Genomic DNA, 25652 nt, shown 5'->3' on the forward strand with positions numbered 1-25652 from the left:
GTATTTTAACCCGGCCCGGAGGCAGGCGCGACCCCGCGCGGGCATGTAGAATATCTCCTTTGGGCGTTGAGAACGCCGTCAGTCGACGATCCTATGCATAGTTTGACCTTAAATTCCGCCAATCGCCAACAAGTCGCCGCCGCCCTGTCCGGCGACCGCTGGATCGTCGCGTGCCTGTGCGCGGCTTGGTGCGGCACCTGCGAATCCTACCGCGCCACGTTCGACGAACTGGCCGCGCGCCATCCCGACAAGTTCTTCGTCTGGATCGACATCGAGGATCATGCCGATGTGGTGGGTGACTTGGACGTCGAGAACTTCCCGACCTTGCTGATCCAGCACCACGAGCTGGTCACCTTCTTCGGCACCATGCTGCCGGACGGCGGGCTGGCGCACCGGCTGGTGCAGTCGCAGACCCAGCAAAGCGACGAGGAGTTGAAGGCGCTGGCGCTCAACAGCGAGGAGCGGGCGCGCTGGCAGAATGATTGTAATTTGCGGACGTTGATGCGGAATGCGTTGGGATGATGCATTGGTCGCGAAAGTTGAATGGCTGTTTCCGCCCGGTTGCGGACCTTCGAAATTCACTCGACAATCGGCAATCCAGAATTACTTCACCTTGGGGCATCCTAAAAAGGCTATGTCAAATCAAAATAGGGACAGCGCCCCAACGCAGGGTCGTGTGATAGGACTAAATAGCTACCGGATACATCTGAGGACTTGCTAAAAGTATGACCCTTCAAATAGTTTTCAACGGTTTGCTTAGTAAGCTCTGGTTCATCGGTAAAAATGACAATCACGTAGCCACCGGGATACGGCGAACCCTTCAATTTTGAAAATCGCTTCACTTTTTTCGCGAGCAAAGAGCTTACTCGGTCGATGAATTTTTTCCGGTCCCATGTAGCCCAGTCATGTACTCTTCCTGCTTTATGTGCTTGTATTGCAGCGCCATCGACAAGCTCCGTGAGCTCGAACGCCACACGTTCACCTAAAAGCGAAAGAGCCTCAAGGTCTGGAGGGTCGTTGCCTCTTCCCCTGAGTTTGAGGTCGTGAAAAAAGAGCTTTCCATCAAGCTGAAGGCTCTCTGCTAAAGCCCTCGCTGCACCCAGTTCCTCTTGGTCCCTGTCGATGGACCAGCCAAAGAAGCCAGCGTAGCCACGACTTTCTAGCCGGGCTTTTCGCATAAGCTGAACAATTTCTAGTTCATCTTCGGGCGTCATCTATTCATTCTCACTTATCAGTCTGCTTTTGGCCGATTAAAGCCAAGTCCTAAGGCAGAAGAATACCCAAATGACCGGACAAGAAAGCCGCTATCGATATCGCGGCAGCGCCGAAAAGGAGGACAAGCGCAACTGGAATTCGCAACAACGCGAGCAAACTCAATAGAATCCCGGCAAGCGAAGCTGTTATCGCGATGGCGTAGTTACCGCGACTCCAGAGCGCCAGAACCCATGTTGTACCAACATATCCCAGAACGCCCAAACCGCAAATCACCCCGATGAACTCAGCCGTGCCTTCCCAATCCGTGAAACGCTCAAATAATTTCATAGCTCATCGAATCGAAGCATCTAACTTTCTTTCTTTGAACGGCTGCTGTTGGCCGACCACAGCCGCCCTGAGGAATGCGTCGCTCCGCTAAGAGCTTATTGCCCCGACTTTTGACCCCACTCTACAACACGAGAAAAGCTTGGGACAAGTATTAACTTCATCGCCCGTGAACGGACCTACACGAGGAAATTTCGACGGTGCACTCAAGACGACAGACGAAGATTGTCACACTGCGACCACCGCGCAACATCCCGCGAGCTCATCCCTGCCGAGCACGTGCCCAGCATCGCTTTTAGTGAAGTGTTGACTTCACCATTCAACCCTCTTAAACTGAAGTCTCAACTTCACTATCGGAGGAAGATTTATGGCTCAGTCAGCGCAATTCGATACCTTCACCATGGAGCGCACCTTCGCCGCTCCCCTGGCACGCGTGTTCCAGGCGTTCAGCGATCCGCACGAAAAGAAGCGCTGGTTTGCCGAAGGCGCCGAGCATGAGATCGAGCAGTACAACATGCAATTCGAAGTCGGCGGACGCGAACTGGCGCGCTACCGCTTCAAGCCGGGCACGCCATTCGCGGGAGTGGCACTGGAATCGGACGGATACTTCCTTGATATCGTGCCGCAACATCGCATTGTCGCCGCCGCCACGATGGCGATGGGCGGACGGCGTTTTTCCGCGTCGTTGCACACGTTCGAGTTCTTCAGTGACGGATCCGACTCCACACGCCTGATCTTCACTCATCAGGCGATGTATGGCGACGGTGCGGACGGCCCGGCGCTGCGAAGGATCGGCTGGCAAGTCTTGCTTGACCAGTTGCATGCCGCCTTAGGCGTCAAGTAAAGGCCCCGCATGAACAAGGTATTGGCAATACAGACGGACGCGGCGGATCCGGTTTTCGCCGCGCTGGGAGACGCCACCCGCCGCGCGATCGTCAAGCTGGTCGCTCAAGGGCCGCAATCGGTCAGCGCGCTGGCCGCAGCGCTGAATGTGACGCTTACCGCTATCTCCCAGCATCTGCGCGTGCTGCAAACCTGCGGAATACTGCAGACACGCAAGGTCGGCCGCGTTCGGGTGTGCGAGCTCGACGGCCACGGCCTAGACGTCCTTGCACAATGGGTGGCGGTTAACCGCCGAATATGGGAGCAGCGTTTCGATGCACTGGACGCGATATTGCAAGAGGACGCGAAGCGGAAATGAAAAGTACCCGGCTGGCACACCAAAACCTACCCGGTGCTCAACGACAATCCCCGACCCGCTCCCTCAGCAACCTGTATTGCGCATCCAACATCAGCTGGTTCGGATCATGTCCCACGCGCGGCATCAGTACGAATTCTTTGCCCGGCGCCTCGATGAAGTCGAAGTACCGCTTGCTCGGCTCCGGCATCGTCAGGAGATCCTCCTGGCCCTGCAACATGTAGAAAGGCACGCCGAATTTCGGCCCTAGTTTATAGAGATCGATCTTCGAAGCGATCCCGTCGCCCTTCATACCAACGTATTGCAGCCAGGAGTAATCCTCGCCCGCCGTGTAGTCGGCCTCGGCCTTGGCGGTCGTGTACTCCGGCGAGAAAACCCACCACGCCTTCGGCGCCGGCTCGGTGCGCAACGCTTCGTGCTTGCGCATTACGCGGCGCAAGATGCCGAGGTTGCGGGGATTGGTCCAGGGCGGCGGACCCAGCGCTTCGAGCTTGGCCACCGAGTCGGCGTCGTTGGCGGCGCGCGCCAGCGCCAGCGTGGCCTCGTAGCTGGCGCGCTCGCCGGAGCGGTTCACCACCTGCGAGGTGCTGACGTAGGCGCAGAACAGCTCGGGATTGGACTTGGCGATGTACGTCCCGATCACCGAGCCCCATGATCCGCCCATCAGGATCACCTTGCGCTTGCCGAAACGCTTGGCCGCGTACCGTGCCACCTCGACGCCATCGTCGCGCAGGCGCTCCGGCACCAGCGGCTCGTCGTCCGTCACCGGGTTGCGGCCGAAGGTCATGCCGGCGCCGCGCTGGTCCCATTGGACCATGGTGTAGTCCTTCTCCCACGCCTTGAAGAGGTTGTCGGCGAAGGGGGTATTCGGGTTGCCGGGGCCGCCGTGGACGACAACGATGACGGGCTTGGCGCAGCTGGCGCCCTTGATCCGCACCCACTGCTCTATGCCGCCGATGCGGACAAAGCCTTTTTCATCGACGGCTTTGCCGGCTGCGGTGCAAACGGTGTCGGGCAGAAGCCCGAACGCCGGCGCTTCGGCGCTGGTAGCGGCCGTCGCGTGTCCCGCCGCCTGGGTGAGAACGAGCAATAGCAAGGCGGGGATAACCATCGGGCGACAGGACATTCAATTCTCCACTGACAAGACAACAGGGGCACCCATGCGCGGATGAGCGTCAAGCCGATAATACAATCGACGCGGATTTACTAAATGCTGGTCGCGCGCGCTTTCGCCGCCGCTATCCGCACTCTCAACTCATCGACCACCGGCACTGCCTTGAGTGGATTAATGATCAATCCGGTCGCCGGGACGAACTCGATTCGTTGGCCGAATTTACTCATGTCGGACAGTTGGAGCACCACACTCGGGCCTTCGCCATTGATCACCTCGACGCTGTCGATTCTCGTCAAACATAAAAATTCTTCCGTCCCCGCCTGAACCAGTATCAACGAATCATCCGCAAGGAACACTTCCTCGGTAAGTCGGTTGATCGCAAATTGTCCCAACATGCCAAGGACGAAAAGCACAACCAGCATCAACCACCCGGTGTTCTGCTTTTCCGCCGAAAAAATGAAGTAAACAAAGAAAACCGACCAGACACCAAACCAGACGAGCGGAAACACCTTATTGGTTAATAGCGAAACACCGGACGAAATTCTTGTTCGCTTGCCCCTGCCGACCATTGATTCCATCGCTGTGCGCTTATTTCCACTCCAGGTTTCCGTCAAGCGACGACCATTCCGGCAAGAGGTGCTTGCGCCGGCCATAAGCGTAGTAAAGCGACATGCACAGGCCGAAGAACAGCCCTGCCGCGGCGGCGAGACACAGCGCCGCGGTCAAGACGACGCCTTGCCGCGACCACACCGTCAGCCACATGATCACGCCCCAGACGCCGCCGAACCAAAGGGTCGCGAACAGCGTTGTTTTCCGGAACGGCACAAAGTGAGGCGGCGGAATCTTGAACCCGAGTTTCCACAAGGCCCGCAAGATCGGCGGCTCGTAGTTGCTAGGCCACATGCCGGTGGCTTTCAACAGTTCCAATGCTTTCGTGCGGCGGGATTCGAAGCTCATGTTAATGACAATATTGTTCAGATGGAAAACTATATCCGACCAACACGCCACCAAAATACGCACTTTGTAACGATTGCCGATTGCAAGCCACTATTTCCCTTGCCGGAGTGCATTTCGACGCCAACCTCTGGATGGCGACCAAGTTGACAAGGCTGCTCGCCCCTATTAATATCCGTCCGGATGGTTATTAATTGGAGGCAATCATGGGTAGAACACGTGTAATAGATCAGGAGGCCATACTCGATGCCGCGGAACGGGTGGTCGGCCGTGATGGAACGGTCCGTCTGACCCTCGACGCAGTGGCAAAGGAAGCCGGCATCAGCAAGGCCAGCGTGCTATATGACTACAAATCCAAACAGACACTGATCGAAAAGATCGTCGAGCGCGCGTTCCGACGTGACCACGAACACCATGCAGCGGTGGAGGCGCAGTTGGCGAGCGGTGACGACCACGTTATCCTGGGACGCATCAGCGCCGCATCAACGCCGCCGCCGGAAACCTTTCGCTCGGTCGCCCTGAACTTGAGTGCAGCGCTGACCCTCGACCAAGACTTGCGCCAGCAAATGCGGACGAACCAGTCCGCCGTCATCAGCAGGGTGATGGACACCGCCACCGCACCACGAGGCGCCCTGCTGGCCTACCTCGCGCTGGAGGGCCTGAAGCTCTTGGAGCATCTGGACTTCCATCAATTCGAGCCGACCGAGCGCGCCCGCATTATCAAGGAAATTGCGTGGCTTGCCCGCGTTACGCCCGAAACGCCAGGAGAAAAATGAAAACAATACATACCATCCCGCACCGGGTCTTTCTCACTGGCGGCAGCGGCTATGTGGGCCGCAACCTGATCAGCCATCTTGTTCAACAGGGCGCCAACGTCGTGGCCCTTGCGCGCAGCGAAAAGTCTGCCGACGTGGTACGCGCGCTTGGCGCAACAGCATATCGCGCCGATATGCTCGACCCGGATCTCGCCAACGGCATGGCCGGCTGCGATACGCTCATCCATGCCGCCGCCGACACCTTCCACGGAGCAGGATCGCCGAACCAGCATTACACCAATCAGCAAGGCACGCGCAACGTGTTCGGCGCGGCACTGGCGGCGGGTGTCCGGCACGCCGTCCATATCAGCACGGAGGCGGTGCTCGCCACAGGCAAGGCGTTGGTCAACGTCGATGAATCGACGGCCTTGCCGCGTCACCCTGCCGGCGACTATTCACGCAGCAAGGGCGTGGCGGAAACGATCGCATTGGGCTTCAACAGCGACGCACTTGCGGTGGTGGTACTGCGGCCCCGCTTCATCTGGGGACGGGATGACACGACAGCACTGCCACAACTGATTAAGGCCGTGCGCTCCAAACAGTTTGCGTGGATTAGTGGCGGCAACTATCTCACCGACACCACACATATAGGCAATTTGTGCGAAGCAGTGCTGCTCGCGCTAAATCATGGACGTGGTGGGCAGGTGTATTTCATCACCGATGGCGAACCAGTCCCTTTCCGGGAATTCGTAACTGCCCTGCTGCTCACGCAAGGATTGACGCCGCCAGAGAAATCCTTGCCCAGATCGCTATTGCGCGTGGTCGCGGCGGTGGGAGACCGGCTTGGCCGCTGGTCCAGAGGCCGCATCCAACCGCCACTGACCTTGCAGTCGTTCGCGACTTCGGCGGTTGAGGTAACGCTGGATATCGGTAAAGCCCGGCGTGAGCTGCGTTATGCGCCAGTGATTTCGCGCCAGCAAGGCTTGGAAGAGATGAGCTCCGCAGCCACCAGCGCGCGTCTGTTGCTTGGCAAGATGCCCAACACCACGTCAGTGAACTGTTGACCTCATCACCTTCGCGGCCCCGCTGGAGCGCGTGTTCCGGGCGTTCAGCGACGGTTCCTACTCCACACGCCTCATCTCTACCTATCAGGCAATGTATGGCGACGGCGCGGACCAGGTTTTCCGCGTTACAAGACCCAGGCTACAATGATTTGTAGAGCTTGGCTATCTGGGGGATAAAGCGCTGGGGATTGGCGCCCGCGAGATTGGTCAACACAACGATGGCCAGCCCATCATCCGGATAAACAATAAATGCGGCACGGGCGCCACCGATACCCGCCACCTGCCGCTTGGGAGTGGTTTGCAGCACCGGCCAGCCGGCCGCCCATTCCCCATCGGCACCGCTGTTCAGCTTTTCCGGCATCCACATGTTCTTGACGTTGGCCGCACTGATCAGTTTGCCGTCCGATAAGGCGATGAGCCAGCGCGCCACTTCGTCGGCGGTGGTCTGGATTCCACCGCCAGCCCAGAGGCTGTAGGGTATGTCGTAAATCCAGCGGGATAAACGGTTGCCGTCATCCTTTGCCATGGTTCCGCGTGGAGAGTAGCTGTAGATCGTGGCTGCGTTGGGGACAAGGTCATAGCTGTCGCCGAACGTCGACAGCGGCATGTTCGCCGGAGCGAACTGGCGCTTCGCCACATACTGCTCGTATGGCATTTTTACTTGCTTGGAAATGATCTGCGCCAGCAAACCGTAGTTGGTCTGATTATAGGCAAACCTCTCGCCCACGGGCGCATCCAGCGGGAGCGCCTTCACCGCTTTCCAGGCATCGCGCTCGCTGCCGCCGCCAATCAAGCCTTTCTGATCGACGATATCCGGCAGACCCGACGTATGCCCGAGCAGTTGACGGATGCGGATAGATCTCCACGACGCGGGCAGATCATCGAGGTAGCGGGAAACAGGGGCATCGAGGTCGACCAGTCCGGCTTCGGCCAACTGCATCATGGCAACGCCGGTAAATGTTTTGGTCGCGGAGTTGATGGGGAACAGAGTCGTACTGGTGGCAGGTACATGGTTCTCGACATTGACCAAGCCGTAAGCCTCGGACAAAACGACCCGGTCATCCCTGACGACCGCGATCTGCAAGCCGGGGATGCGTTGCTCCTTCATCGTCCGCTGTATCAACTCCCTGGCCAGCTGGTTGGCTTCATCCACTGCATTTGCTGAAACAGCAAGGCCGGGGAGCCACATCAGCGCCGCCACAACGACGGGCCCGGCGAGACACTTTTTAAACAGCATGGATATTCTTTCATAAGAGGGTCAGGTCCGACATTCGGACAAATAGGGAACCTTTTTATCACATAAAAGTTCCTGAATGTCCGAATGTCGGCACTGACCCCGCGGTTTATGGGTTGGCGCGCTGGCGCTCCAGCCACGCTTCGAACAGCGCCCGGTTCTCCGGCTGGGTGAGCGGATACAGCCCGGTGATGCTGGCGCCGCCGCGCACCCGCTCCAGCACTAAGTCCTCGTAGCGCTCCATCGGCACCGCGTCGCGCGCGATCTCCTCCGCCAGGTGCGACGGGATGCACACCACGCCGTCGTCGTCGCCGACCATGATGTCGCCCGGGTAGACCGCCACCCCGCCGCAGCCTATGGGGGCGTTCAGGTCGAGCGCGTGGTGCCGGATCAGGTTGGTGGGCGCCGACGGCCCCGAGCACCAAGCCGGTATCTCCAGCCTGGCGATGCCGCTGGCGTCGCGCAGCCCGCCGTCGGCGACGATGCCGGCCACGCCGCGCACCTGCATGCGCGTGGCGAGGATACTGCCGGCCGCCGCGACCGTGACGTCGCCTCGGCAATCCATCACCAGCACTGCCCCTGCCGGGATTTCCTCCACCGCCACCCGCTGCGGATGGCGCGGATCGAGAAAGGCGTCGAGTCCGTCGAGGTCCTCGCGCGCCGGGATATAGCGCAAGGTGAACGCCGGACCGGCGAGGCGCTGGCCCGGTTTCAACGGCCGCGCGCCCTGGATGAACACGTTACGGAACCCGCGCTTGTACAGCAGCGTCGTGATGGTGGAGGTGGCGATCGTTTTTAACGTCGCCAACGTTTCTGCGGAGACAGGGGTGGTCATGGCTGCGCTCCGTTGCGTTCGAAGATGGTGTGGCTGAAGCGCACGTGGCTACTGTTGATGTTGTTCTGGCGATAGTATTCTTCCCATTTTTCCGGGCTGATGGTGTGCTCCCCGGTGACCGGATCGCGCGCCTGCAGATAGTCGCCGAACTTGAAGTAGATCTTGCGCGTGTCGGGCCGGATGCGTGTGAGCGGAGTCTTCAAGGTGCCGCCGGTGGCCGTGCGCGTGGTGACCTGCGCCTCGCCAGCGTTGAACACAATATCGAGATCGAAGCTCTCGCCCGAGCGCACCGTACCCAGCGCGGTCGTCGCTTCCTTGCCGTCGACGCCAAGAATGCGCACCAGGATGTCGAACACGCCATTGCCGCTCTTGCCGTCGAGTCCCTGCTTGTCTGCGGTGTCCTGCACGTAGACCTTGAGTATCGTGTCGAGGCCCTCGACGTGGTACTGCGCGACGATGGTCTTGGCGACGTTCGGCAAAGTAGCCGTGATGCGGGCCGCGAAGTGTTCGCGCGTGTCGGCTAAACTCAGGCGCTCACGATCGGCGACCTTCAATTCGTTGCGATAGCCGTGGCCGTTGGGCGAGGCGTATTTCGACTCAAGGGCGCTGAAATTAAGCGTTCCCGCGTACGGCGACGGATAAGGCGAATTGCCTTCGAGCGCGAACAGGCGTTGCAAGGTGGCTCCTGGCGTGAACCCTTGCGCGCCGGCCGGCGACAGTGCGGCGATGAACAAGGCTGCTACGGCGTATCGGATGGCAGAGATCATTTCAACATTCCTTCAAGTAGTGGTTGCATAGCGTCGGCCCACAATTGGTAACCGGCGGGTCCTGGGTGCAGCTGATCGGGCATGATGGCCGACGGAATGCGGCCGTCCTTATCAAGGAACACGGAATTAATATTCAGAAAGCGGATGGTCTTGCCATCGTCCAGCCCGGCCAGATCGCGGTTGACGGCGTCGATGGTTTGCATGCGCTTGGCCGCCTCGGCGACGCTCTTTTCAGTCACCGGCGAGCCGTCGCGCTCGCGCGGGCCGCGCGGGAAGATGCCCAGCACCAGGATCTTCGTCTCGGGCAGCCTGGCGCGTATCATGCCGACGATCTTGCGGTCGGCGGCGGCGATTTGCTCGGCCGTGTAATCGAGGCTGTTATTGGTGCCCAGCATCAATACCGTGACCTTGGGCGAGAGCCCATCCAGCTCGCCGTGCTCGATGCGCCAGATGACGTGCTGCGTGCGGTCGCCGCCGATGCCGAAGTTGGCCGGTTGATAAGCGCCGTAATACTTGTCCCATATTTCCGGCGCAATACGCCAACGCTCCGTGATGGAGTCCCCAAGGAACAGCAGTCCGACCGGCCCGCTCTTGCCGCGCGCGAGGATGGCCTCGTGCTTCTTGAGGAATACACCGTTGTCCTGTTTCTCAACGGCTTCCGAGGCGCTGACCTTGGCGCCGGCGGCGTGGGCGCCGAGCTGGCCGACGGCCAGCAGCGCGGCCAGCAGCAGTCTGACGTAAATCGAAGTTTTCATAGTGTCTCCGGGTTAGTGTTTCGGCTGCACGCGCAGCACGGGGCCGCCCAGCCAGATCGATAGGAAAACCAGCGGCAGCAGCATCGCGCCAAGGATGAAGAACGGGGTATAGTCGCCGCCGGTCGTCAGCACCGGCACCAGCTGCATGCAGATGATCACGCCCAGCACCGCCGAGGTGCCGCTCAGGCCGGCCAGCGAACCGACAGTCTTGCCCGAGAAGAAATCGCTCGGCAAGGTCTGGATGTTGGTGATGGCGGCCTGGAAGCCGAACAGGATCACGCCGATCGACAGCACCGCCAGCAGCGGCGTCTCGGCGGCGGCGCTCAGCAGCAACGCCGGCAGCATGATCACCAGCCCCAGGCCGATGACGAACTTGCGCGCGCGGTTGACCGTCCACCCACGCGCCAGCAAGTGACCGCAGAACCAGCCGCCAGACAAGGCGCCGACCGCCGCGCCCACATACGGCACCCAGGCGAACATGCCGATTTCCTTGACGTCGAAGTGGAAGCGCTCGTTCAGGTACAACGGCAGCCAACTGACGAACAGCCACCACACAGGGTCGATGAAAAAGCGCGCGGCGATCACGCTCCAGCTCTGGCGATGGCGCAGCAGTTGGCGCATGGTCGGCACGTACTCGTCTTGCGCCGCGACAGTGCCGGCACGCTGGCCGGTGAGGATGTACTCGCGCTCCTCGGCGCTGACCCACGGATGGGTGCCGGGGCCGGATTTGTAGACGATCAGCCACGGCACGATCCACAGGAAGCCTAGCGAGCCGATCAGCAAGAAGGTGGTTTTCCAGCCCACGTAAGCGTACAGGAAAGCGACCAGCGGCGGCGCGATGACCGATCCCAGCGAGGCGCCGGCACCGAAGATGCCCTGCCCCAGCGCCCGCTCGCGCACCGGGAACCATTCGGCGATGGCCTTGGTGGCGCCGGGCCAGTTGCCCGCCTCGCCCACGCCCAGCAGCACGCGGAACAGGCCGAACGACATCGCCGAGCGCGCCACGAAGTGCAACGCGATGGCGCCCGACCAGACCACGATCGACAGCAGGAAGCCGATCCGGGTGCCCAGCGCGTCGAACAGTTTGCCGAACAGCGACTGGCCGATGGCGTAGCCGATCAAAAACACGGTGACGATGTTGGCGTAGTCGCGCTTGTCCATGCCCAGCTCGGACGCGATGCCGGGCCACATCACCGCCAGCGCCGAGCGGTCGATGTAGTTGATGATGGTGGCGATGGCCACCAAGGTGATGACCAGCCAGCGCAAACCTTTGATTGTTGTCATGCGATTGTCTCCATTATTTTTTTGTGGCGGGGGCCAGGCAGCCCAACTTTTAGGCCGCCGCTAATTGGGCACGCGTCGGCAGGCCTTCGCAGTCGCCGCGAAACTGCACCACCCGCGCGCCGATGGCATTGCCGCGCGCGGCCGCCTGGTGCAGCGGCAAGCCGTCGAGCAGCGCGCTGATGACGCCGACCGCGAAGCCGTCGCCCGCACCGACCGTGTCGACCACCGTGCGCACCGGGCGGCCGGGGACGGTGTCGGCGCGGCCGGCCGCGTCGGCGGCGTAGGCGCCTTCCGGCCCGAGCTTGACGACCACCCGTCCCGCGCCCCGTTCAAGGTAATAGGTGGCGATCTCGACGGCGTCCTGGCGGCCCGTGAGCAGACGGCCCTCGGCCAGGCCGGGCATCACCACGTCGGCCTGGCTGGCGAGCGCGTTGACGGTGGCGATCATCTCCGCCGGCGAGCGCCACAAGCGCGGCCGCAGGTTGGGATCGAAGCAGACCAGGCGCCCATCGGCCCGCGCCTGCCTTGCCATGGCCAGCACCAGCTCGCGGCAACCGGCGGACAGCGCCGGCGAGATGCCGGTCAGATGCAGCACGCGCGCGCGCTGGAAGTCGCCGCCCTGCTCCGGCATGTCCAGCGGCGACAGCCGGCTGGCGGCCGATCCGCGCCGGAAATACTCGACCTGCGGATCGGCGCCGCCCTCCGCCATCTGCTTGAGCATGAAGCCGGTCGAACTGTCTTCATCCATGCGCAGGTGGCGCAGGTCCAACCCCTCGGCCTCCATGAACGCGCGCAGGTGCCGGCCCAGGCTGTCCTGCCCCAGCCGGCTCAGATATCCGACCTTGAAACCCAGCCGGCTCAGCCCCACCGCCACATTCAGCTCGGCGCCGGCGGTGGCGCGTTCGAACTCGCGCACCGCCTCCAGAGGCCCGGGTTGGCGGGCGATCATCAGGGCCATCGCCTCGCCCACGGTGACGACATCGGGTATTCCCATGCGTAGGCCTCTTCAGAACGTCAAGGTGGTGGTCAGAGTGGCGTTCCGGGCGGCCGGCAGCGACAGCTTCAGCACGGTGCCGCGTTCCTCCCTCGGTCCCTTATCGACATTGCCCGGCGGCCCGGCCGCCACCAGCACACCGGGCGCGATCTCGGCGCGCGCGGTGGTCGTCGCCGCGGCCACCTTCAGCGACTTGGGGCTGCCGGTCACGACGAAGCTGCGCGCGCCGGTTTTGGTGATGGCGCGGTCGCCGTGCACCAGTGCCGTCAGCACCACCGGCTTGCTGGCGCGCAGCGTGTCGGTGACGGTCCATACACCTTGTGCATAGCTGAAGCGGCGCTCCAGTTTTTCCACGCCGAGTTCCGGCCGGTAGGCGCCGGCCAATTCGGCGACGATGTCGGCCCGGCCGCTTTCCAGTTTTGCGCTGGCGATGCGGATGGTGTCGAGACGCGCATACGGATAGCCGCGGAAGGCGTCGTGTCCGCCACCTTCGTTGGCCTGGCCCTGGCCGTCGATCAGCAAGGTGTTGCTCAGGTCGCTCTTGGGGATGCCGGCGTAGCCCATCGGGCCGGTAAGGTAGGTGCCGCCGCCGTACAGGATGAAGCTGCCGGCGTCCGGATGGGCGTGGCCCATCTCCAGATGCCAGTCCGGCAGCTTGTCGAGGATGGCCGCGACGTGGTGGCCCTCCGGCGGTCCGGCGCGGAAGGCGAAGGCGGTGGCTTTTGGTGTCCAGTCGCTGCGCCAGTAGACCGTGCCCAGGTCGTCGAAGTGATGATGCGGCGCGAGCGCCGACATCGGCGTCGACTTCAGCGCCGGATCGCGCCACAGCAAGGTCCAGAAATCCTCCGCGCAGACGTGGCCCAGCGACGCCATCCAGTCGGCCACGCCTTGCGCGTCCGGGCTGTTGAAGCGCGCGGCCAGCCGGTACAGGATGTTGTAGTTGGAATTGAGCTTGCCGCCGGGGTGCGTGCGGGCCGGTTCCTCGCCCACGCGCGAGCGGGTGATGGCGCCTTCGAAGGCGTCGCCGAAGTCGTAGATGTCCTGGCCATTGGGCGTGATCGAGTGGGCCATGTACAGGTGCGCCTTGCTCAAGGCCGGCGTGTCGTACATATCGTCGCCGGCGGCGTGGGCGAAGGCGTCGAGCGCGTGGATAATCCACGGCATCGAGAAGATCCAGTATTCCACGCCCTCGTAGAAGTAACCGTCCGGCGACGCCACTTCCAGCACGCGGCTGAAGATGGCGCGCGACAGCGCCGCCCAGTTGGCCGCTTCGGGCGTGTCGTCCCATACCGCGTAGGCGGCCACCGCCAGCCCGGCGATCGGGATGAAGCAGTGGTTCTGGCTATACGAATACGATTTACCCGGCTTGGGCGTGAAGTGCTTGGCCAGTATCGTCGCCTGGCGTATGAGTTTGTCGCGGTAGCGTTTACGTTCCTCCTCCGTCAGCGCGTCGTACAGCAGGTCGTAGCCTGCGCCCAGGCCGTACAGCAGATGGCCTGCGGCGAGGTCGATGTCCGGCTTGCTGTAGGTGTAGCCCCACACCTCGTAGCTGACCGCCGCGTCCATGTAGCGCTTGGCCGCTTCCAGGTATTTGGCGTCGCCTTCGATCTGGTAGGCCAGCGCGGCGCCGATGATGCCGATGGCTGTGTTGTTCTGCGCGCGGCGCTTTTGCGCGGGCGCGGCGGCAGGCGCGGTGCGCAGCGCGGTCAGGCCGGCCAGCGCCTTCTGCCACGCGGCGCGCTCGCTGCCTTGTGCGCGCTGGCGCAACGCGGCCAGGCCGGCCTTGGTGGTGTAGACGCGCGGATGGACGCCGCGCAGCTCTGCGCGCAGCGCCGCCGGATGCGCCTTCATCAGCGTTTCCAGCGGGTGCGGACCGGCGCCCGCCTTGCCCTGCATGGTGCCCAGCGATTCGAGCGCGTCCTGCGCCAGCGCGTCCGGCAACGAAAACGCCGGCAAAGAGAGGGCCGCGGCGCCGAGGAAACGGCGCCGTGAGAAGGTGTGGTTCATCGATTGCTCCGAAAGGGATCAGTAGAGGCCGAGGCCACCGTTGACCTGGACGATCTCGCCGGCCAGGAAGGCGGCGCGCTCGGACGCCAGGAACACAACCACGTTGGCCACGTCCTCGGGCGCGCCTTCACGGCGGGCCGGCGTGCGCTCGGCGATCGCCTGGCGGTTGGCCGGGGTGTTGAAGGTGTCGTGGAAGCGCGTGGCGATCAGCCCCGGCGAGACGCCGTTGACGCGGATGCCCAGCGGGCCGACCTCCTTGGCCAGCGCGCGGGTGAAGGTGGCGACGGCCGCCTTGGACGCGGCGTAGTGCGCCGAGCCGGGGCCGCCACCGTCGAACGCGGCCAGCGACGACATGGTGATGATGGCGCCGCGTCCGCGCGGCTCCATGCGCTTGAGCGCCGCCTGGCAGATCAGGAAGGTGCTGGTGAGGTTGAGGTTCATGGCCTCGTTCCACAAGGTCAGCGGCATCTCCGCCACGCGGCAGCGCTGGATCAAGCCGCCGATGTTGGCGAACAGGATGTCGATCTCGCCGATGGCGCCTTCCGCCTCCGCGTACACCCGCTCGGCGATGGCGCCGTCGGTCAGGTCGGCCTTGATCGCCTGGGCCTGGCGGCCGAGGGCGCGGATCTGCGCCACTACTTCCTGTGCTTCGTCGGCGCTGCTCCAATAGGTCAGCACGACGTCGGCGCCGGCCTGCGCCAGTGCCAGCGAGCTGGCCTTGCCAATGCCCGAGGCGCCGCCCATGACGAGGGCGCGTTTTCCGATAAGTTCCATGGCGATGTTCTTTCTAGTGAGTGGTTGGGTGGTGAATGCTTACGTGGGTGGCGCCGCCGTCGACGCCCGCACGATCAGCTCCGGCGCGAACAATTCGCCGCCGACGCTGGCCGCGTCCGGCGCCAGGATGCGCTGGACGGCGGCGTCGGCCATGGCCTGTATCGGCTGGCGCAACGTCGTCAATGGCGGATCGTTGGCGGCGGAGAAGAAAATATCGTCGATGCCGATCAGCGAGAAATCCTGCGGCAGCCGCTTGCCGAGCTGCTTGAGGCCGATGCCGATGCCGATCGCCATCATGTCGTTGATGGCGATCGCCGCCGTCGGCTTGCTGCGGGCCGCCAGCAACAGCGTCGCCGCGCTGCGTCCCAGCTCGAACAGCCGGGTGTCGCCGTGCAGGTCGGCCGGAGCGTCGGTGGCGTCGGCGATCACCAGCTCGCCGCTGATGCCGGCGGCCGCCACCGCCTGCTCGAAACCCTTGACGCGGTCCTGGCGGTTCAAGGTGTACGGCGGCGGCGTCACCAGCGCGATCGCGCGGTGGCCCAGCGCCGCCAGATGCTCGACCGCCATGGTGGTGGCGGCGACGTTGTCGACCGAGATCGTGGTGATGCGCTCATGGCTGTCGTCCGAGCGCTTGATGTCGAACGCCACCACCGGACAGCGCGCCGTGATGCCGACCAGGTGGCCGGTGTCGTTGAGCGCGGAGCCGGTGATGATGCCCTGCGCGCCATAGGCCAGCAGGTCGGCCATGACGGCGCGCTCGCGCTCCGGATCGCGGAAGGTGCTGAAGGTCATCACGTGGCACTGGTGGCGCGCGGCGGCCGTCTCCACCGCGCAGGCCAGCGAACCGAAGAATTGATTGGCCAGCGACGGCACCAGCAGCCCGACCATGGAGGCGACCCCGGTCTTCAACTGGCGCGCGGCGTTGTTGGGCCGGTAGCCCAGCTGCTCGATCGCCTGCTGGATCTTGCGCTGGGTATCGGGCCGCATCTGTCCCATACGGTTGTTCAGAAAATTCGAGACGCTGGTGGTCGATACGCCGGCCAGTCTCGCTACGTCCTGAATCTTTGATTCGCTCATGATGTCCTTGTTATGTGTTATGCGTTCAGAACGCCAGATCCAGACGGATCGTGGCGTAGCGGAACGCGTCGCGGGCCGGCTTCCAGCCGTAGGACCGGATGTCGGGGCCGCCGCCGGCCCGCTTGAAGTTGAGGAAGGAGCCGCTGCTGCCGGCTTCGTAATGGTGGTCGAACAGGTTTTTCACGCCGATCGACAGTTTATATTTACCCTTGGCGTCCTTGAACGAGGCGCCGAGGTCGAAAATGGCGTAGCCGGGCCGCACCAGCGACGGGTCCTGGCTGATCGCGCCCTGCACCGTCGACTGCGTCCGCCATTGGGCGTTGATCGCGGCCACGACCGGCAAACCGGCCAGGCGCGGCAGCGTGTATTCGCCGCCCATGCTCAACTTCCATTTGGGCGCGTTCGGCATCATGCCGCCGCTGGCGTCGCGCAGGAACGAGCCGGGCACCAGCTCGTTGGGAATGGTGCAGTCGGTGGCGCCGCTGTAGCACGGCCCCTGGTTCCAGTCGCGCACCACGGCGCGCGTGTAGGCGAAGCTGGCGTTGAGCAGCAAGGCGCGCGTGGCGAGCACGGTGGCGTCGGCCTCGAAGCCGCGCGTTTGCAGCGAGGGAATGCTGTACAACACGCTGGCCTAGCTGCCGTCGGTGAAACGTTCGGTGGCCGAGGTCTGGTAGTCGCGGAAGCGGGTCTGGAACACGGCCGAGTTGAAGGTGGCGCGGTTGTTCCACAGGTTGGCCTTGAAGCCGGCCTCGAAACTGGTGGCCTTCTCCGGCGCCAGCGGCAGGCGCGAAAACACGTTGACGTTGTTGGCGCCGCTGGTCATGTCGTAGGCCACGCCCTTGTGGCCGGTGGAGGTGGTGCCGTACACCATCATCTCGTCGTTCAGGTGGTAGGTGTAGCCCAGTTTACCGGTGACCGCGTTCTCCTTGTTTTGCGGCGCGATATACAGGTGCTCGCCGGTGTGCACGTTGTCCGGCGCGCTCGACGACAGGCTGTCTACCGTGTGGAACAGGTAATCGTTGGCCTCGCGGTTGAAGCGCAGACCGGCGCTCAGGCTCTGCTTCGGCGCGAAGTCCCAGTTGGTGTTGGCGTAGAGCGCGTGCGTCAGGCTGCCCGAGTTGGTGTCGTACTCGGTGTAGTTGCTTTCCTTGACGAAGGCGTTGCCGCGCAGGTAGGTGCGGTACAGCGAGTTGCGCGCGATCCACACGCCGACCAGGTAGCGGAAGTCGCCGCCGTCCGGCGACGTCAGGCGGAACTCCTGGGTCGACGTCTTGCTGGCGATGGTGCCGTTGATCATCGGCGGCTCGGCGATGCCGGACGGCTTGCCGCTGGCGTCGAGCTGGTAGAAGGTGGAGATCAGGTCGATGTTGTCGTTGTCGCGAAAGTCATTGGACAGGTTGTTGTCCACCGACGTGATCGAGGTCAGCGCGTGGCCGGCCAGCGGCGAGCTGTCCGGGAAGGCATAGTTGACGCGCACGCCGATGGCGCGGTCGGTGGCGTCCAGGCCGGTCGGCGAGTCGTTGCGGATCTGGCGGTTCCAGCGACTGACGTTGATGCCGCGCAGAATTTCGGTGTTCGACAGCGCGGTGTACCTGCGGTTGTACAGGTAGCCGACGCCCTCGCCGATCGAGGTGATGGCTTCGGTGTTGCCGGTCGCGCGGGAGTGGTCGTAGCGCGGCGTGATCAGCACGTCGAGATCGGGCGAGATCTTCCACTGCAGCTTGGCCATGAAGGTCTTGCCGCCGGAACCGTTCTGCATCGAGTCGTTGGTCAGGTTGTGCAGCAGGCCGGGAAAGTTGGTCTTGCTGGCATACAGGCGCAGGCCGACCGTGTCCGACAGGCGGCCGCTGAGCGAGGCCGAGGCGCGGTATTCCTGGTCGCTGGTGTGGTACAGGCTCACTTTGGTCTGCATCGGCCCGGCGCCGATCGGCTTGGTGGTCATCACCACCGCGCCGGCGATCGCGCTCTTGCCGAACAGCGTGCTTTGCGGGCCCTTCAGGACCTCGACGCGGGCCATGTCGGACATGTCGCGGAACGCCTGCTGGGTTTGCGCGTAGGGGATGTCGTCGACCATGATGGCGACGTCGCCCTCGATGCCGAGGTTGTTCGAGGTGGTGCCGATGCCGCGCATGTTGATGCTGTTGGTGCCGACCTGGGTGCCGACCGACACCGACAGCGCCGGCGACAGGTTGATGATGTCGACCAGCTCGCGCACGTTGTTGCGTTGCATGTATTCCTCGCCCAGCACCGAGATCGAGGCGGGCACGTCTTCCAGTTTTTCCACCCGGCGGTTGGCGGTCACGACCACCGATTCCAGTTTGGGCTGGGTGGCGGCGGGGGCGTCGCCGCCTTGGCCGGCTGCTTGCTGCGCCTGCGCGGGGACGGCGCCGATCAACAGCAGCGCCACGGCTGCGGCGATCGGGGTGGGCCGGCAGCGTGCGCCGGGCATGGTTGGTCCAGTCATCATTGTCTCCGTATCTTATAGTTATCTTCTTGGTACTGCAACGATTTACTGTAACGTTACAGTAAACCGGTAAAAAATTCGGGGTGGACCCCGTTTCATGCTTCGTGCCGATATTTCTAAACCACGTAGGGCGGATTAGGCAAAGCCGTAATCCGCCATGAGCCGTCGGCGGGCGCATGCATAGCGGATTACGCTGCCTAATCCGCCCTACGTGCCTCCGCGTGTTTCATGTTTCCGTGGCCGCATCGCGGCACAGCGACTACTGTATCGATTTACTGTAACGATGCAGTAAGAATAAACGAACCTGCGGCGATGTCAACAATTTTTCGCCGAGCGTGTGCTCGGCGGTTTTGGGCTGGTGGGCGGGCGCTGGTGTTATCGCGACCCGGCCGGCTTGGCCAGGTCGCGCGCGTACCATTCGACGATGCGCTGGTATTCCGGCCACATGTTGCCGGCGGCCGCCCCGGCCGGCAGCAGGTTGTGGCCGGCGTTGGGGATGCGCCGCATGGTCACGTCGTGGCCGGCGCCCAGCAGTTCGGCGGCCATGGCCTCGCCCGACATGATAGGCACGCTGATGTCCTTCATGCCGCCGACGATGTAGACCCGCGCCTGCGATTTCAACAGCGACTGGGTCGACGACGCGCGGAAGAAACTGGTCCAGCGCTTGTACGGGTGGCCCCAGGCCAGGATCTTGGCGTTGTCCGGGTCGGCGGCGATCTTTTGGCGCGTCGCCTCCAGTTCGTCGAGGCGCAGCTTGATCTGCTCGTCCCCGCCCCCGGCGGCGTAGGCGCCGGCGACGAAGTCATAGTACTGCGACGGGCCGCTGCCGGAGACGATGGCGACGTCGGTCACGCGGCCCTCCTTCTCGGCCAGGCCGGCGGCGGCGGCGGCGCCTTCCGATACGCCCAGCACCAGCGACGAGCCGGCCCGCACCCACGGCTGCTGCGCGGCATGGTCGTAGGCCCGCCCCAGATCGCGCACCCAGTTCTCCAGGGTGAAGTAGTCATTGAATTCGGTCGGGCAGGCGATGATGCCGCCGCCGTTCGGCGCATCCTTGGGCGCGTAAGGCTTGTTGACGACCATGACCGCGTATTTGCCCTGCTGCGCCAGATCGATGTAGCCGAACACGTTGGACGAGCGGCGCAAGGTGTCCAAACCGCTGAACACCGGCGCGCAGCCGGAGCCCTGGATCAGCAGCACCAGCGGCGCCGGCTCCCTGGTCTTGGAGATGAAGTATTCGACATCGGGCGCGCCTTCCTGGCTCAATTTATAGCCCACCACCTCGGTCGCGCCGACGGTGAAGCCGCCGGTTTGCGTCACCTCGGCGGCGCCGGCCAAGGCCGACACCAGCCACGCTCCCACTAGTAAAACTGTCCTCATCCAACTCTCCTATAACGTCAACGGCAGGCTGCGCAAGCGCTTGCCGGTTAATTTGAATACGGCGTTGGCCACCGCCGGCGCGATCGGCGGCGTGGCCGGCTCGCCCATGCCTTCGGGGTGCTCCGCACTCGGCATGATAATCGTTTCGACGACCGGGGCTTGGTTCATTCGTGCGACCGGGTAGTCGTGGAAGTTGGTTTGTTCGACCTTGCCGTCCTTGATCGTGACCGCGCCGTACAACGCCGCCGACAGGCCGAACACCACGCCCGATTCAGCCTGCTGGGCGATGATGTTGGGGTTGACGGCGATGCCGCAGTCGATGGCGCACACCACCCGGTGCACGCGGATCTCCGTGCCCTGGACCGAGACCTCGGCCACCTGCGCGACGATGGTGCCGAACGACTGGTGCAGCGCCACGCCGTGCGCGCGCCCCTCGGGCGCGGCGCCGGCACGGGCGACGGCGGCGTCGAGCACCGCCAGGTGGCGCGGGTGGCGCTTGAGCAGGCCGCGGCGGAATTCGACGCCGTCCTTGCCGGCGGCGTGCGCCAGTTCGTCGATGAAGCTCTCCTTGAAGAAGGCGTTGTGCGAGTGGCCGACCGAGCGCCAGTAACCCAGCGGCACCGCGCTGTCGACGATCACGTGGCGGATGCGCTGGTTGACGAACTCGTACTGCATATCGAATTCGCCTTCGGCGGTGGTCTTGTCCGGGCCACCGGCCGGCAGGCCCAGATTGCGCTTGAAGAACTGGTGCGAGACGGAGCCGCTGGCCGACTTGTTATCGTAGCCGAGCACATTGCCCGCCGCGTCCAGGGTGGCGACGAAGCGCGCCAGCGCGGCCGGACGGTAGACGTCGTGCGTGGTGTCGTCCTCGCGCGACCAGATCATCTGCACGGGCGCGCCGCCGCACTGGCGCGCCACCGCCACGCACTGCGCCACCATGTCGACGTCGAGCCGGCGTCCGAAGCCGCCGCCCAGCATCGTCACCTGCAGCACCACGTCCTCCACTTCGACCCCGCCGGCGGTGGCCGCCGCCTGCACCGCGAAGCCCGGCGATTGCGTCGGCGCCCACACATACACCTTGCCGTCCTTGACCTGCGCGGTGCAGTTGACCGGCTCCAGGGCGGCATGGGCCAGATACGGGGCGCGGTACTCGGCGCTGACGGTCCTGGCGATGCCGGCGACCTGCCCCTCGACGGCGTCCATGTCGCCGCTCTGGTGGTAGGCGTAGCCCGGTTCCTTGTCCAGCAGGGCCGCGAATTGCGCGTAGACGCCGGCGCTGGACAGGCCCGCGTGCGCGCCGCCGGTCCAGCGCACCGGCAAGGCTTGCGCGGCGGTCCTGGCCTGCCACCAGGTCTTGGCGACCACCGCCACGCCGGCGCCGGCGCCCGCGTGCGGCCCGAGCGCGGCCGAAAAATCGACCACGCGCAGCACGCCCGGCATGGTCAGCACCGCGTTCGTGTCGACACCGGCGACGGCGCCGCCGATCACCGGCGCCATGCGCACGGCAGCGTACAACATGCCCTCGGGCCGCACGTCGATGCCGAACACGGCGCGCCCGTTGACCTTGGCCGGGGTGTCGCGGCGCGGCTGCGGGCGGCCGATCAGGCGGAACTCCCGTGGCGTCTTGAGGCGCACCTCGCCGGGCCGCGAGGTGGCAGCGGCGGCGGCCAAGGTGCCGTAGGCCAGACGCCGGCCGTCGGCGTGCACCACGTGGCCGTCCTCGGTGCGGCAGTCGCCGGCGCGCGCCTTCCATAGCCCGGCGGCGGCGGCCACCAGCATCGCGCGCGCCGTGGCGCCGGCCTCGCGCATCGGTCCCCACGCGTCCTTGACGCTCGACGAGCCGCCGGTGATGACCAGCCCCAGCTCCCGCGCGACCTTGCCGACGGTCCATTGCGCGACCGCCTTCAGGCGGCCGTCGTCGTCGGGGTGGAACGGCAGGCCGTCGCGCAGCATGGCGACGTTGCCGAAGATCTTATCCAGCGGCGCCTGCACCAGGCGGATGGCCGACAGCGGCACGTCCATCTCCTCGGCCACCAGCATCGGCAGCGCCGTGTGCACGCCCTGCCCCATCTCGCTGCGCGGCATGGCGACGGTGACGGTGCCGTCCGGCGCCAGGCCCACCCAGCCGTTGAGCGCCAGCGCGCCGCCCGTCAAGGGCAGCGGGTGCGCGCCGGCGCTGTTCAAGCGCTGGCGCGCCGGCAGCACGCCCCAACCCACCACCAGCGCGCCGGCAACGGCCACGCCGCCGAACAGGAAGCGGCGGCGCGAACTTTTTCTCTCTCCATGCATGGAGGTCTCCGATTTTTATTATGGGCGCCAGCGCGCCAGCATGTCGGCGGCGGCCAGCGGTTTGCTGTAGAAGTAGCCCTGGGCCAGGCGGCAACCGTGGCGCAGCAGGAACGCGGCCTGCTCCTCGGTCTCGACACCCTCGGCGATGACCGACAGGTTCATGCTCTTGCCCAGCTGGATGATGGCGATGGCGATGGCCTCGTCGTTGGCGTCGGTCGAGATGTCCTTGATGAAGGAGCGGTCGATCTTGAGCGTCTGCACCGGCAGCTGCTTCAGGTACGCCAGCGACGAGTAGCCGGTGCCGAAGTCGTCGATCGCCAGGCCGACGCCGATCGAGTGCAGGTCGTTGATGAAGACCATGGCGTCGCCGGTGTTCATGATCACCGACTCGGTCACCTCCAGCTGCAGGCGCTGCGGCTCGAGGCCGGTCTCGCGCAGGATGTCGGCCACCATGTTGACGATGCTGCCGCGCTCGAACTGCTTGGCCGACAGGTTGACGGCGATCTTGGGCACGTGCAGGCCGGCCTCCTGCCAGCGCACCATCTGGCGGCAGGCCTCCTCCAGCACCCATTTGCCCAGCTGGTTGATGAAGCCGGTGTCCTCGGCCAGCGGGATGAAACGGATCGGCGGGATCAGGCCCAGCTCCGGGTGGTTCCAGCGCACCAGCGCCTCGACCCCGATCAGGCGCCCGCTGTCGATCTCCACCTGCGGCTGGTAGTTCAGGAAGACCTCGTCCTTCTCGATGGAGCGGCGCAGGAAGGTCTCCAGGCGCAGGCGCTCGACGCCCTCGCCCGTCATCGACGGCGCGTAGAAGCTGTAGCCGTTGCGCCCGCGCGCCTTGGCCTGGTACATCGCCACGTCGGCGTTGCGGATCAGCATGTTGAGGTCGGTGGCGTCCTCCGGGAACAGGCTGATGCCCACGCTGCAGGTGACGAACAATTCGTGGCCGGCCACCATGAACGGCTGGTCGAACATCTGCACCAGCTTCTCGGCCACCTGGCTGGCGCCGAACTGGCTGTCGATGTCCTCGAGCAGCACGATGAATTCGTCGCCGCCGAGGCGCGCCAGGGTGTCGCCCTCGCGCAGGCGCTCGAGCAGCGCCTTGGCGACCTGCTTGAGCAGCTCGTCGCCGATGTGGTGGCCCAGGGTGTCGTTGACGTTCTTGAACCGGTCCAGGTCGATGAACAGCAGCGCCAGCTGCTCGCCGTCGCGCGCCGCGCGCAGCAGCGCGTGCTGCAGGCGGTCGTGGAACAGCAGCCGGTTCGGCAGCGCCGTCAACGGGTCGTGGTGGGCCAGGTGGTCGAGCTTTTCCTGCGATTCCTTGGCCTTGGTGATGTCGCTGAACACGCCGACGTAGTGCGTGCCCACGCCGCGGCTGTCGCGCACCGCGCTCACCGTCAGCCATTCCAGGTACTGCTCGCCGTTCTTGCGCTGGCTCCACAACTCGCCGCGCCAGAAGCCGGTGTCGACCTGCTCCCGCCACATGGCGTCGTAGAACTGCTGCTCGTGGCGGCCCGAGCGCGTCAACGTGTAGTGCTGCCCCAGCGCCTCGGCTTCCGAGTAGCCGGTGATCTGCGTGAAGGCCGGGTTGATGGCGACGATGGTGCCGCGCGTGTCGAGCACCACCACGCCGTCGGCGATGTGCTCGATGACGGTGGCCGACAGCAGCAGCTTTTCCTCGGCCTCCTTGCGCGCGGTGATGTCGGCGTAGACCCAGATGCTGCCCTCGTTGGCGCGGTGCTTGTCGAGCGCGTAGCCGCTGACCATGCACCAGAACATGCTGCCGTCGCCGCGCCGGTAGTTGCGCTCCTCGTTGAAGTAATCGCCCTCGGCCAGCGACGGGTACTGGCGCGCGCCGGCCGCCTCGAAGTCGAACGGGTCGGGGAACAGGATGGCCGTCGAGGCGCCCGTCATCGCGCCCGGCTCGTAGCCGAACAGCTCCTCGCAGCGCCGGTTGACGGAGACGATATGCCGGTTGCGCACGAACATGACGCCGAACATGACGTTGTCGAGGATGGCGCTCTGCTCGGCCAGCAGGCCCTCGATGCGCATCTCGTTGTGCTTGCGCTGGCTGATGTCGGAGATGATGCCGTCGACCCAGGGCGAGTTGCCGCCGGCGCCGCGCGGCTGCGGCTGGCCGTTCTCGGCCAGCCAGCGCTCGGTGCCGGCGGCGTCGACGATGCGGTATTCGACCTCGTACGGCAGGCCGTCGCCGAGCGCCTGGGCGACGGTGCGGCGGTGGCGCTTGCGGTCCTGCGGGGCGATCAGGTTGGTCCAGGCGTCGGTGGTGCCGCGCATGAACTGCGCGGCCGGATAGCCGGAGATGTCCTCGATGGCGTCGGAGACGAACTCGATCGGCCCGTCCGGGCGGAAGCGGAACACGGCGCCGGGCACCTGGGTGACGATGGTGCGGAAACGCTCCTCGCGCTGGCCGACGTCCTCGAACAGGCGCTTGATGGCCACCCGCATCTGCTCGAGCTGCTTGGCCAGACGGCCCAGCTCGTCGCTGCCGGCGAGGTCGAGCCGGGTCTCGAAGTCGCCATGCGAGAGGCGGTCGGAAAAGCGCATCAACTTGCGCAGCGGCTTGATCAGGCGCGAATTGAGGAACAGCACGATCAGCAGCAGCGACACGGTCAGCTGGGCGGCCAGCACGAACACATAGGACAATTGTTTTTCGCGCAGCTCCTGCTGGCTGCGGGCGTCGTCCATCTCGACCATGATGCGGCCGATCTTCTCGCCGCGCACCAGGATCTCGCGCTCGGCGCGGTAGACGTTGCCGGCCGCCTTGCGCGGCGAGTGCACGTGCATGAACTGGGCGTCGGCCTGGCCGACCACCTGCACCTGCAGCACCGAGCGGTCGCGCATGACGGACTCGACCAGCGAATGGGCCGATTCGGAGTTCATGTTCCACAGCGATTCCTGCATGCCCAGCGCCAGGATGTCGGCGTTGCGCTGGAGCGACTCGTCGAGCGCCACGCGCGCCGACTGCCGCTCGTGCACGCCGATGAGCAGATAACTGCCGATGATGGCCGGGATCACCAGGCCGCCGAACACGACCAGCAGCAAGGCGCCGTAGATCGACAGCCCGTACAGCGCCCCCAGCCTGGTCCGCAGACGGTGGATCACGCTAGTCATCGAGGGGCGAACAAAGTCGCGGCAGGGGGAAAG

22 protein-coding genes and 1 pseudogene are annotated in these 25652 nt (G+C 64.5%); 5 read left to right on the forward strand and 18 right to left on the reverse strand.

Features of this window, described 5'->3' with window-relative positions:
* Positions 1-93: 93 nt before the first annotated feature.
* The gene (locus AC07P1_RS17240; RefSeq protein WP_494696973.1) at positions 94-522 is read left to right on the forward strand and encodes a thioredoxin family protein; all 429 of its coding nucleotides are present in this window, start codon (positions 94-96) and stop codon (positions 520-522) included.
* A 110-nt stretch (positions 523-632) separates the two neighbouring features.
* On the opposite strand, the gene AC07P1_RS17245 is transcribed toward AC07P1_RS17240, so the two are convergent.
* Entirely contained in the window at positions 633-1214 is a 582-nt protein-coding gene (locus AC07P1_RS17245; protein ID WP_494696974.1) for a hypothetical protein, read from the reverse strand.
* A gap of 49 nt (positions 1215-1263) precedes the next feature.
* The gene (locus AC07P1_RS17250; RefSeq protein WP_494696975.1) at positions 1264-1542 is read right to left on the reverse strand and encodes a hypothetical protein; all 279 of its coding nucleotides are present in this window, start codon (positions 1540-1542) and stop codon (positions 1264-1266) included.
* Between the two features lie 364 nt (positions 1543-1906).
* Between AC07P1_RS17250 and AC07P1_RS17255 the strand changes: the two genes are divergently transcribed.
* On the forward strand, positions 1907-2383 hold the full coding sequence (locus AC07P1_RS17255) for an SRPBCC domain-containing protein (RefSeq protein ID WP_494696976.1): 477 nt from the start codon (positions 1907-1909) through the stop codon (positions 2381-2383).
* Between the two features lie 9 nt (positions 2384-2392).
* On the forward strand, positions 2393-2740 hold the full coding sequence (locus AC07P1_RS17260; RefSeq protein ID WP_494696977.1) for an ArsR/SmtB family transcription factor: 348 nt from the start codon (positions 2393-2395) through the stop codon (positions 2738-2740).
* 37 nt (positions 2741-2777) lie between these two features.
* On the opposite strand, the gene AC07P1_RS17265 is transcribed toward AC07P1_RS17260, so the two are convergent.
* From AC07P1_RS17265 to AC07P1_RS17275, 3 genes are all read right to left on the reverse strand, one after another.
* Positions 2778-3863, reverse strand: coding sequence for an alpha/beta fold hydrolase (locus AC07P1_RS17265; RefSeq protein WP_494696978.1), 1086 nt, complete (start codon positions 3861-3863; stop codon positions 2778-2780).
* 80 nt (positions 3864-3943) lie between these two features.
* On the reverse strand, positions 3944-4429 hold the full coding sequence (locus AC07P1_RS17270) for a hypothetical protein (protein WP_494696979.1): 486 nt from the start codon (positions 4427-4429) through the stop codon (positions 3944-3946).
* Positions 4430-4439: 10 nt separating this feature from the next.
* The gene (locus tag AC07P1_RS17275; RefSeq protein WP_494696980.1) at positions 4440-4808 is read right to left on the reverse strand and encodes a DUF6404 family protein; all 369 of its coding nucleotides are present in this window, start codon (positions 4806-4808) and stop codon (positions 4440-4442) included.
* Between the two features lie 203 nt (positions 4809-5011).
* Here AC07P1_RS17275 and AC07P1_RS17280 point away from each other — a divergent pair, with 203 nt between their 5' ends.
* Positions 5012-5581, forward strand: coding sequence for a TetR/AcrR family transcriptional regulator (locus AC07P1_RS17280; RefSeq protein WP_494696981.1), 570 nt, complete (start codon positions 5012-5014; stop codon positions 5579-5581).
* Positions 5578-6624 carry an NAD-dependent epimerase/dehydratase family protein gene (locus tag AC07P1_RS17285; protein ID WP_494696982.1) on the forward strand — a complete coding sequence of 349 codons (1047 nt, stop codon included), beginning with the start codon at positions 5578-5580 and terminating at the stop codon, positions 6622-6624. Before AC07P1_RS17280 ends, AC07P1_RS17285 begins: the two co-directional genes overlap by 4 nt.
* A gap of 139 nt (positions 6625-6763) precedes the next feature.
* On the opposite strand, the gene AC07P1_RS17290 is transcribed toward AC07P1_RS17285, so the two are convergent.
* The 13 genes and pseudogenes from AC07P1_RS17290 to AC07P1_RS17350 form a co-directional block, all read right to left on the reverse strand.
* Positions 6764-7861 carry a serine hydrolase domain-containing protein gene (locus AC07P1_RS17290; RefSeq protein ID WP_494696983.1) on the reverse strand — a complete coding sequence of 366 codons (1098 nt, stop codon included), beginning with the start codon at positions 7859-7861 and terminating at the stop codon, positions 6764-6766.
* A gap of 106 nt (positions 7862-7967) precedes the next feature.
* Complete coding sequence (locus AC07P1_RS17295; protein WP_494696984.1) at positions 7968-8693, reverse strand: ribonuclease activity regulator RraA; 726 nt, start codon at positions 8691-8693, stop codon at positions 7968-7970.
* Positions 8690-9460: a polysaccharide lyase family 7 protein gene (locus AC07P1_RS17300; protein ID WP_494696985.1), complete on the reverse strand. Its 771-nt coding sequence runs from the start codon at positions 9458-9460 to the stop codon at positions 8690-8692. Before AC07P1_RS17300 ends, AC07P1_RS17295 begins: the two co-directional genes overlap by 4 nt.
* Positions 9457-10215 (reverse strand): GDSL-type esterase/lipase family protein, encoded by a 759-nt coding sequence (locus AC07P1_RS17305; protein ID WP_494696986.1) that lies wholly within the window; start codon positions 10213-10215, stop codon positions 9457-9459. The genes AC07P1_RS17300 and AC07P1_RS17305 overlap by 4 nt, the downstream gene beginning before the upstream one ends.
* A gap of 12 nt (positions 10216-10227) precedes the next feature.
* Positions 10228-11499: an MFS transporter gene (locus AC07P1_RS17310; protein WP_494696987.1), complete on the reverse strand. Its 1272-nt coding sequence runs from the start codon at positions 11497-11499 to the stop codon at positions 10228-10230.
* 49 nt (positions 11500-11548) lie between these two features.
* Entirely contained in the window at positions 11549-12493 is a 945-nt protein-coding gene (locus AC07P1_RS17315) for a sugar kinase (RefSeq protein WP_494696988.1), read from the reverse strand.
* A 12-nt stretch (positions 12494-12505) separates the two neighbouring features.
* On the reverse strand, positions 12506-14500 hold the full coding sequence (locus tag AC07P1_RS17320) for a DUF4962 domain-containing protein (RefSeq protein WP_494696989.1): 1995 nt from the start codon (positions 14498-14500) through the stop codon (positions 12506-12508).
* A gap of 18 nt (positions 14501-14518) precedes the next feature.
* Positions 14519-15274: an SDR family NAD(P)-dependent oxidoreductase gene (locus tag AC07P1_RS17325; protein ID WP_494696990.1), complete on the reverse strand. Its 756-nt coding sequence runs from the start codon at positions 15272-15274 to the stop codon at positions 14519-14521.
* 39 nt (positions 15275-15313) lie between these two features.
* Positions 15314-16351 carry a LacI family DNA-binding transcriptional regulator gene (locus AC07P1_RS17330; RefSeq protein WP_494696991.1) on the reverse strand — a complete coding sequence of 346 codons (1038 nt, stop codon included), beginning with the start codon at positions 16349-16351 and terminating at the stop codon, positions 15314-15316.
* A 25-nt stretch (positions 16352-16376) separates the two neighbouring features.
* Positions 16377-18818, reverse strand: a pseudogene (locus tag AC07P1_RS17335) (TonB-dependent receptor).
* Between the two features lie 372 nt (positions 18819-19190).
* Positions 19191-20195 carry an alpha/beta hydrolase family protein gene (locus AC07P1_RS17340; RefSeq protein ID WP_494696992.1) on the reverse strand — a complete coding sequence of 335 codons (1005 nt, stop codon included), beginning with the start codon at positions 20193-20195 and terminating at the stop codon, positions 19191-19193.
* A gap of 9 nt (positions 20196-20204) precedes the next feature.
* Positions 20205-22484, reverse strand: a complete 2280-nt coding sequence (locus tag AC07P1_RS17345; RefSeq protein ID WP_494696993.1) for a xanthine dehydrogenase family protein molybdopterin-binding subunit — start codon at positions 22482-22484, stop codon at positions 20205-20207.
* Positions 22485-22502: 18 nt separating this feature from the next.
* Positions 22503-25619, reverse strand: coding sequence for an EAL domain-containing protein (locus AC07P1_RS17350; RefSeq protein WP_494696994.1), 3117 nt, complete (start codon positions 25617-25619; stop codon positions 22503-22505).
* Positions 25620-25652: the final 33 nt, after the last annotated feature.

This window comes from Duganella sp. GW821-FHT07F09 (genome assembly GCF_059418705.1).

Excerpts from the sequence above, each read along its gene's own strand:
- AC07P1_RS17240 (WP_494696973.1), top strand. The coding sequence starts at position 94 with ATGCATAGTTTGACCTTAAATTCCGCCAATCGCCAACAAGTCGCCGCC.
- AC07P1_RS17245 (WP_494696974.1), bottom strand. The coding sequence starts at position 1,214 with ATGACGCCCGAAGATGAACTAGAAATTGTTCAGCTTATGCGAAAAGCC.
- AC07P1_RS17250 (WP_494696975.1), bottom strand. The coding sequence starts at position 1,542 with ATGAAATTATTTGAGCGTTTCACGGATTGGGAAGGCACGGCTGAGTTC.
- AC07P1_RS17255 (WP_494696976.1), top strand. The coding sequence starts at position 1,907 with ATGGCTCAGTCAGCGCAATTCGATACCTTCACCATGGAGCGCACCTTC.
- AC07P1_RS17260 (WP_494696977.1), top strand. The coding sequence starts at position 2,393 with ATGAACAAGGTATTGGCAATACAGACGGACGCGGCGGATCCGGTTTTC.
- AC07P1_RS17265 (WP_494696978.1), bottom strand. The coding sequence starts at position 3,863 with ATGTCCTGTCGCCCGATGGTTATCCCCGCCTTGCTATTGCTCGTTCTC.
- AC07P1_RS17270 (WP_494696979.1), bottom strand. The coding sequence starts at position 4,429 with ATGGAATCAATGGTCGGCAGGGGCAAGCGAACAAGAATTTCGTCCGGT.
- AC07P1_RS17275 (WP_494696980.1), bottom strand. The coding sequence starts at position 4,808 with ATGAGCTTCGAATCCCGCCGCACGAAAGCATTGGAACTGTTGAAAGCC.
- AC07P1_RS17280 (WP_494696981.1), top strand. The coding sequence starts at position 5,012 with ATGGGTAGAACACGTGTAATAGATCAGGAGGCCATACTCGATGCCGCG.
- AC07P1_RS17285 (WP_494696982.1), top strand. The coding sequence starts at position 5,578 with ATGAAAACAATACATACCATCCCGCACCGGGTCTTTCTCACTGGCGGC.
- AC07P1_RS17290 (WP_494696983.1), bottom strand. The coding sequence starts at position 7,861 with ATGCTGTTTAAAAAGTGTCTCGCCGGGCCCGTCGTTGTGGCGGCGCTG.
- AC07P1_RS17295 (WP_494696984.1), bottom strand. The coding sequence starts at position 8,693 with ATGACCACCCCTGTCTCCGCAGAAACGTTGGCGACGTTAAAAACGATC.
- AC07P1_RS17300 (WP_494696985.1), bottom strand. The coding sequence starts at position 9,460 with ATGATCTCTGCCATCCGATACGCCGTAGCAGCCTTGTTCATCGCCGCA.
- AC07P1_RS17305 (WP_494696986.1), bottom strand. The coding sequence starts at position 10,215 with ATGAAAACTTCGATTTACGTCAGACTGCTGCTGGCCGCGCTGCTGGCC.
- AC07P1_RS17310 (WP_494696987.1), bottom strand. The coding sequence starts at position 11,499 with ATGACAACAATCAAAGGTTTGCGCTGGCTGGTCATCACCTTGGTGGCC.
- AC07P1_RS17315 (WP_494696988.1), bottom strand. The coding sequence starts at position 12,493 with ATGGGAATACCCGATGTCGTCACCGTGGGCGAGGCGATGGCCCTGATG.
- AC07P1_RS17320 (WP_494696989.1), bottom strand. The coding sequence starts at position 14,500 with ATGAACCACACCTTCTCACGGCGCCGTTTCCTCGGCGCCGCGGCCCTC.
- AC07P1_RS17325 (WP_494696990.1), bottom strand. The coding sequence starts at position 15,274 with ATGGAACTTATCGGAAAACGCGCCCTCGTCATGGGCGGCGCCTCGGGC.
- AC07P1_RS17330 (WP_494696991.1), bottom strand. The coding sequence starts at position 16,351 with ATGAGCGAATCAAAGATTCAGGACGTAGCGAGACTGGCCGGCGTATCG.
- AC07P1_RS17340 (WP_494696992.1), bottom strand. The coding sequence starts at position 20,195 with ATGAGGACAGTTTTACTAGTGGGAGCGTGGCTGGTGTCGGCCTTGGCC.
- AC07P1_RS17345 (WP_494696993.1), bottom strand. The coding sequence starts at position 22,484 with ATGCATGGAGAGAGAAAAAGTTCGCGCCGCCGCTTCCTGTTCGGCGGC.
- AC07P1_RS17350 (WP_494696994.1), bottom strand. The coding sequence starts at position 25,619 with ATGACTAGCGTGATCCACCGTCTGCGGACCAGGCTGGGGGCGCTGTAC.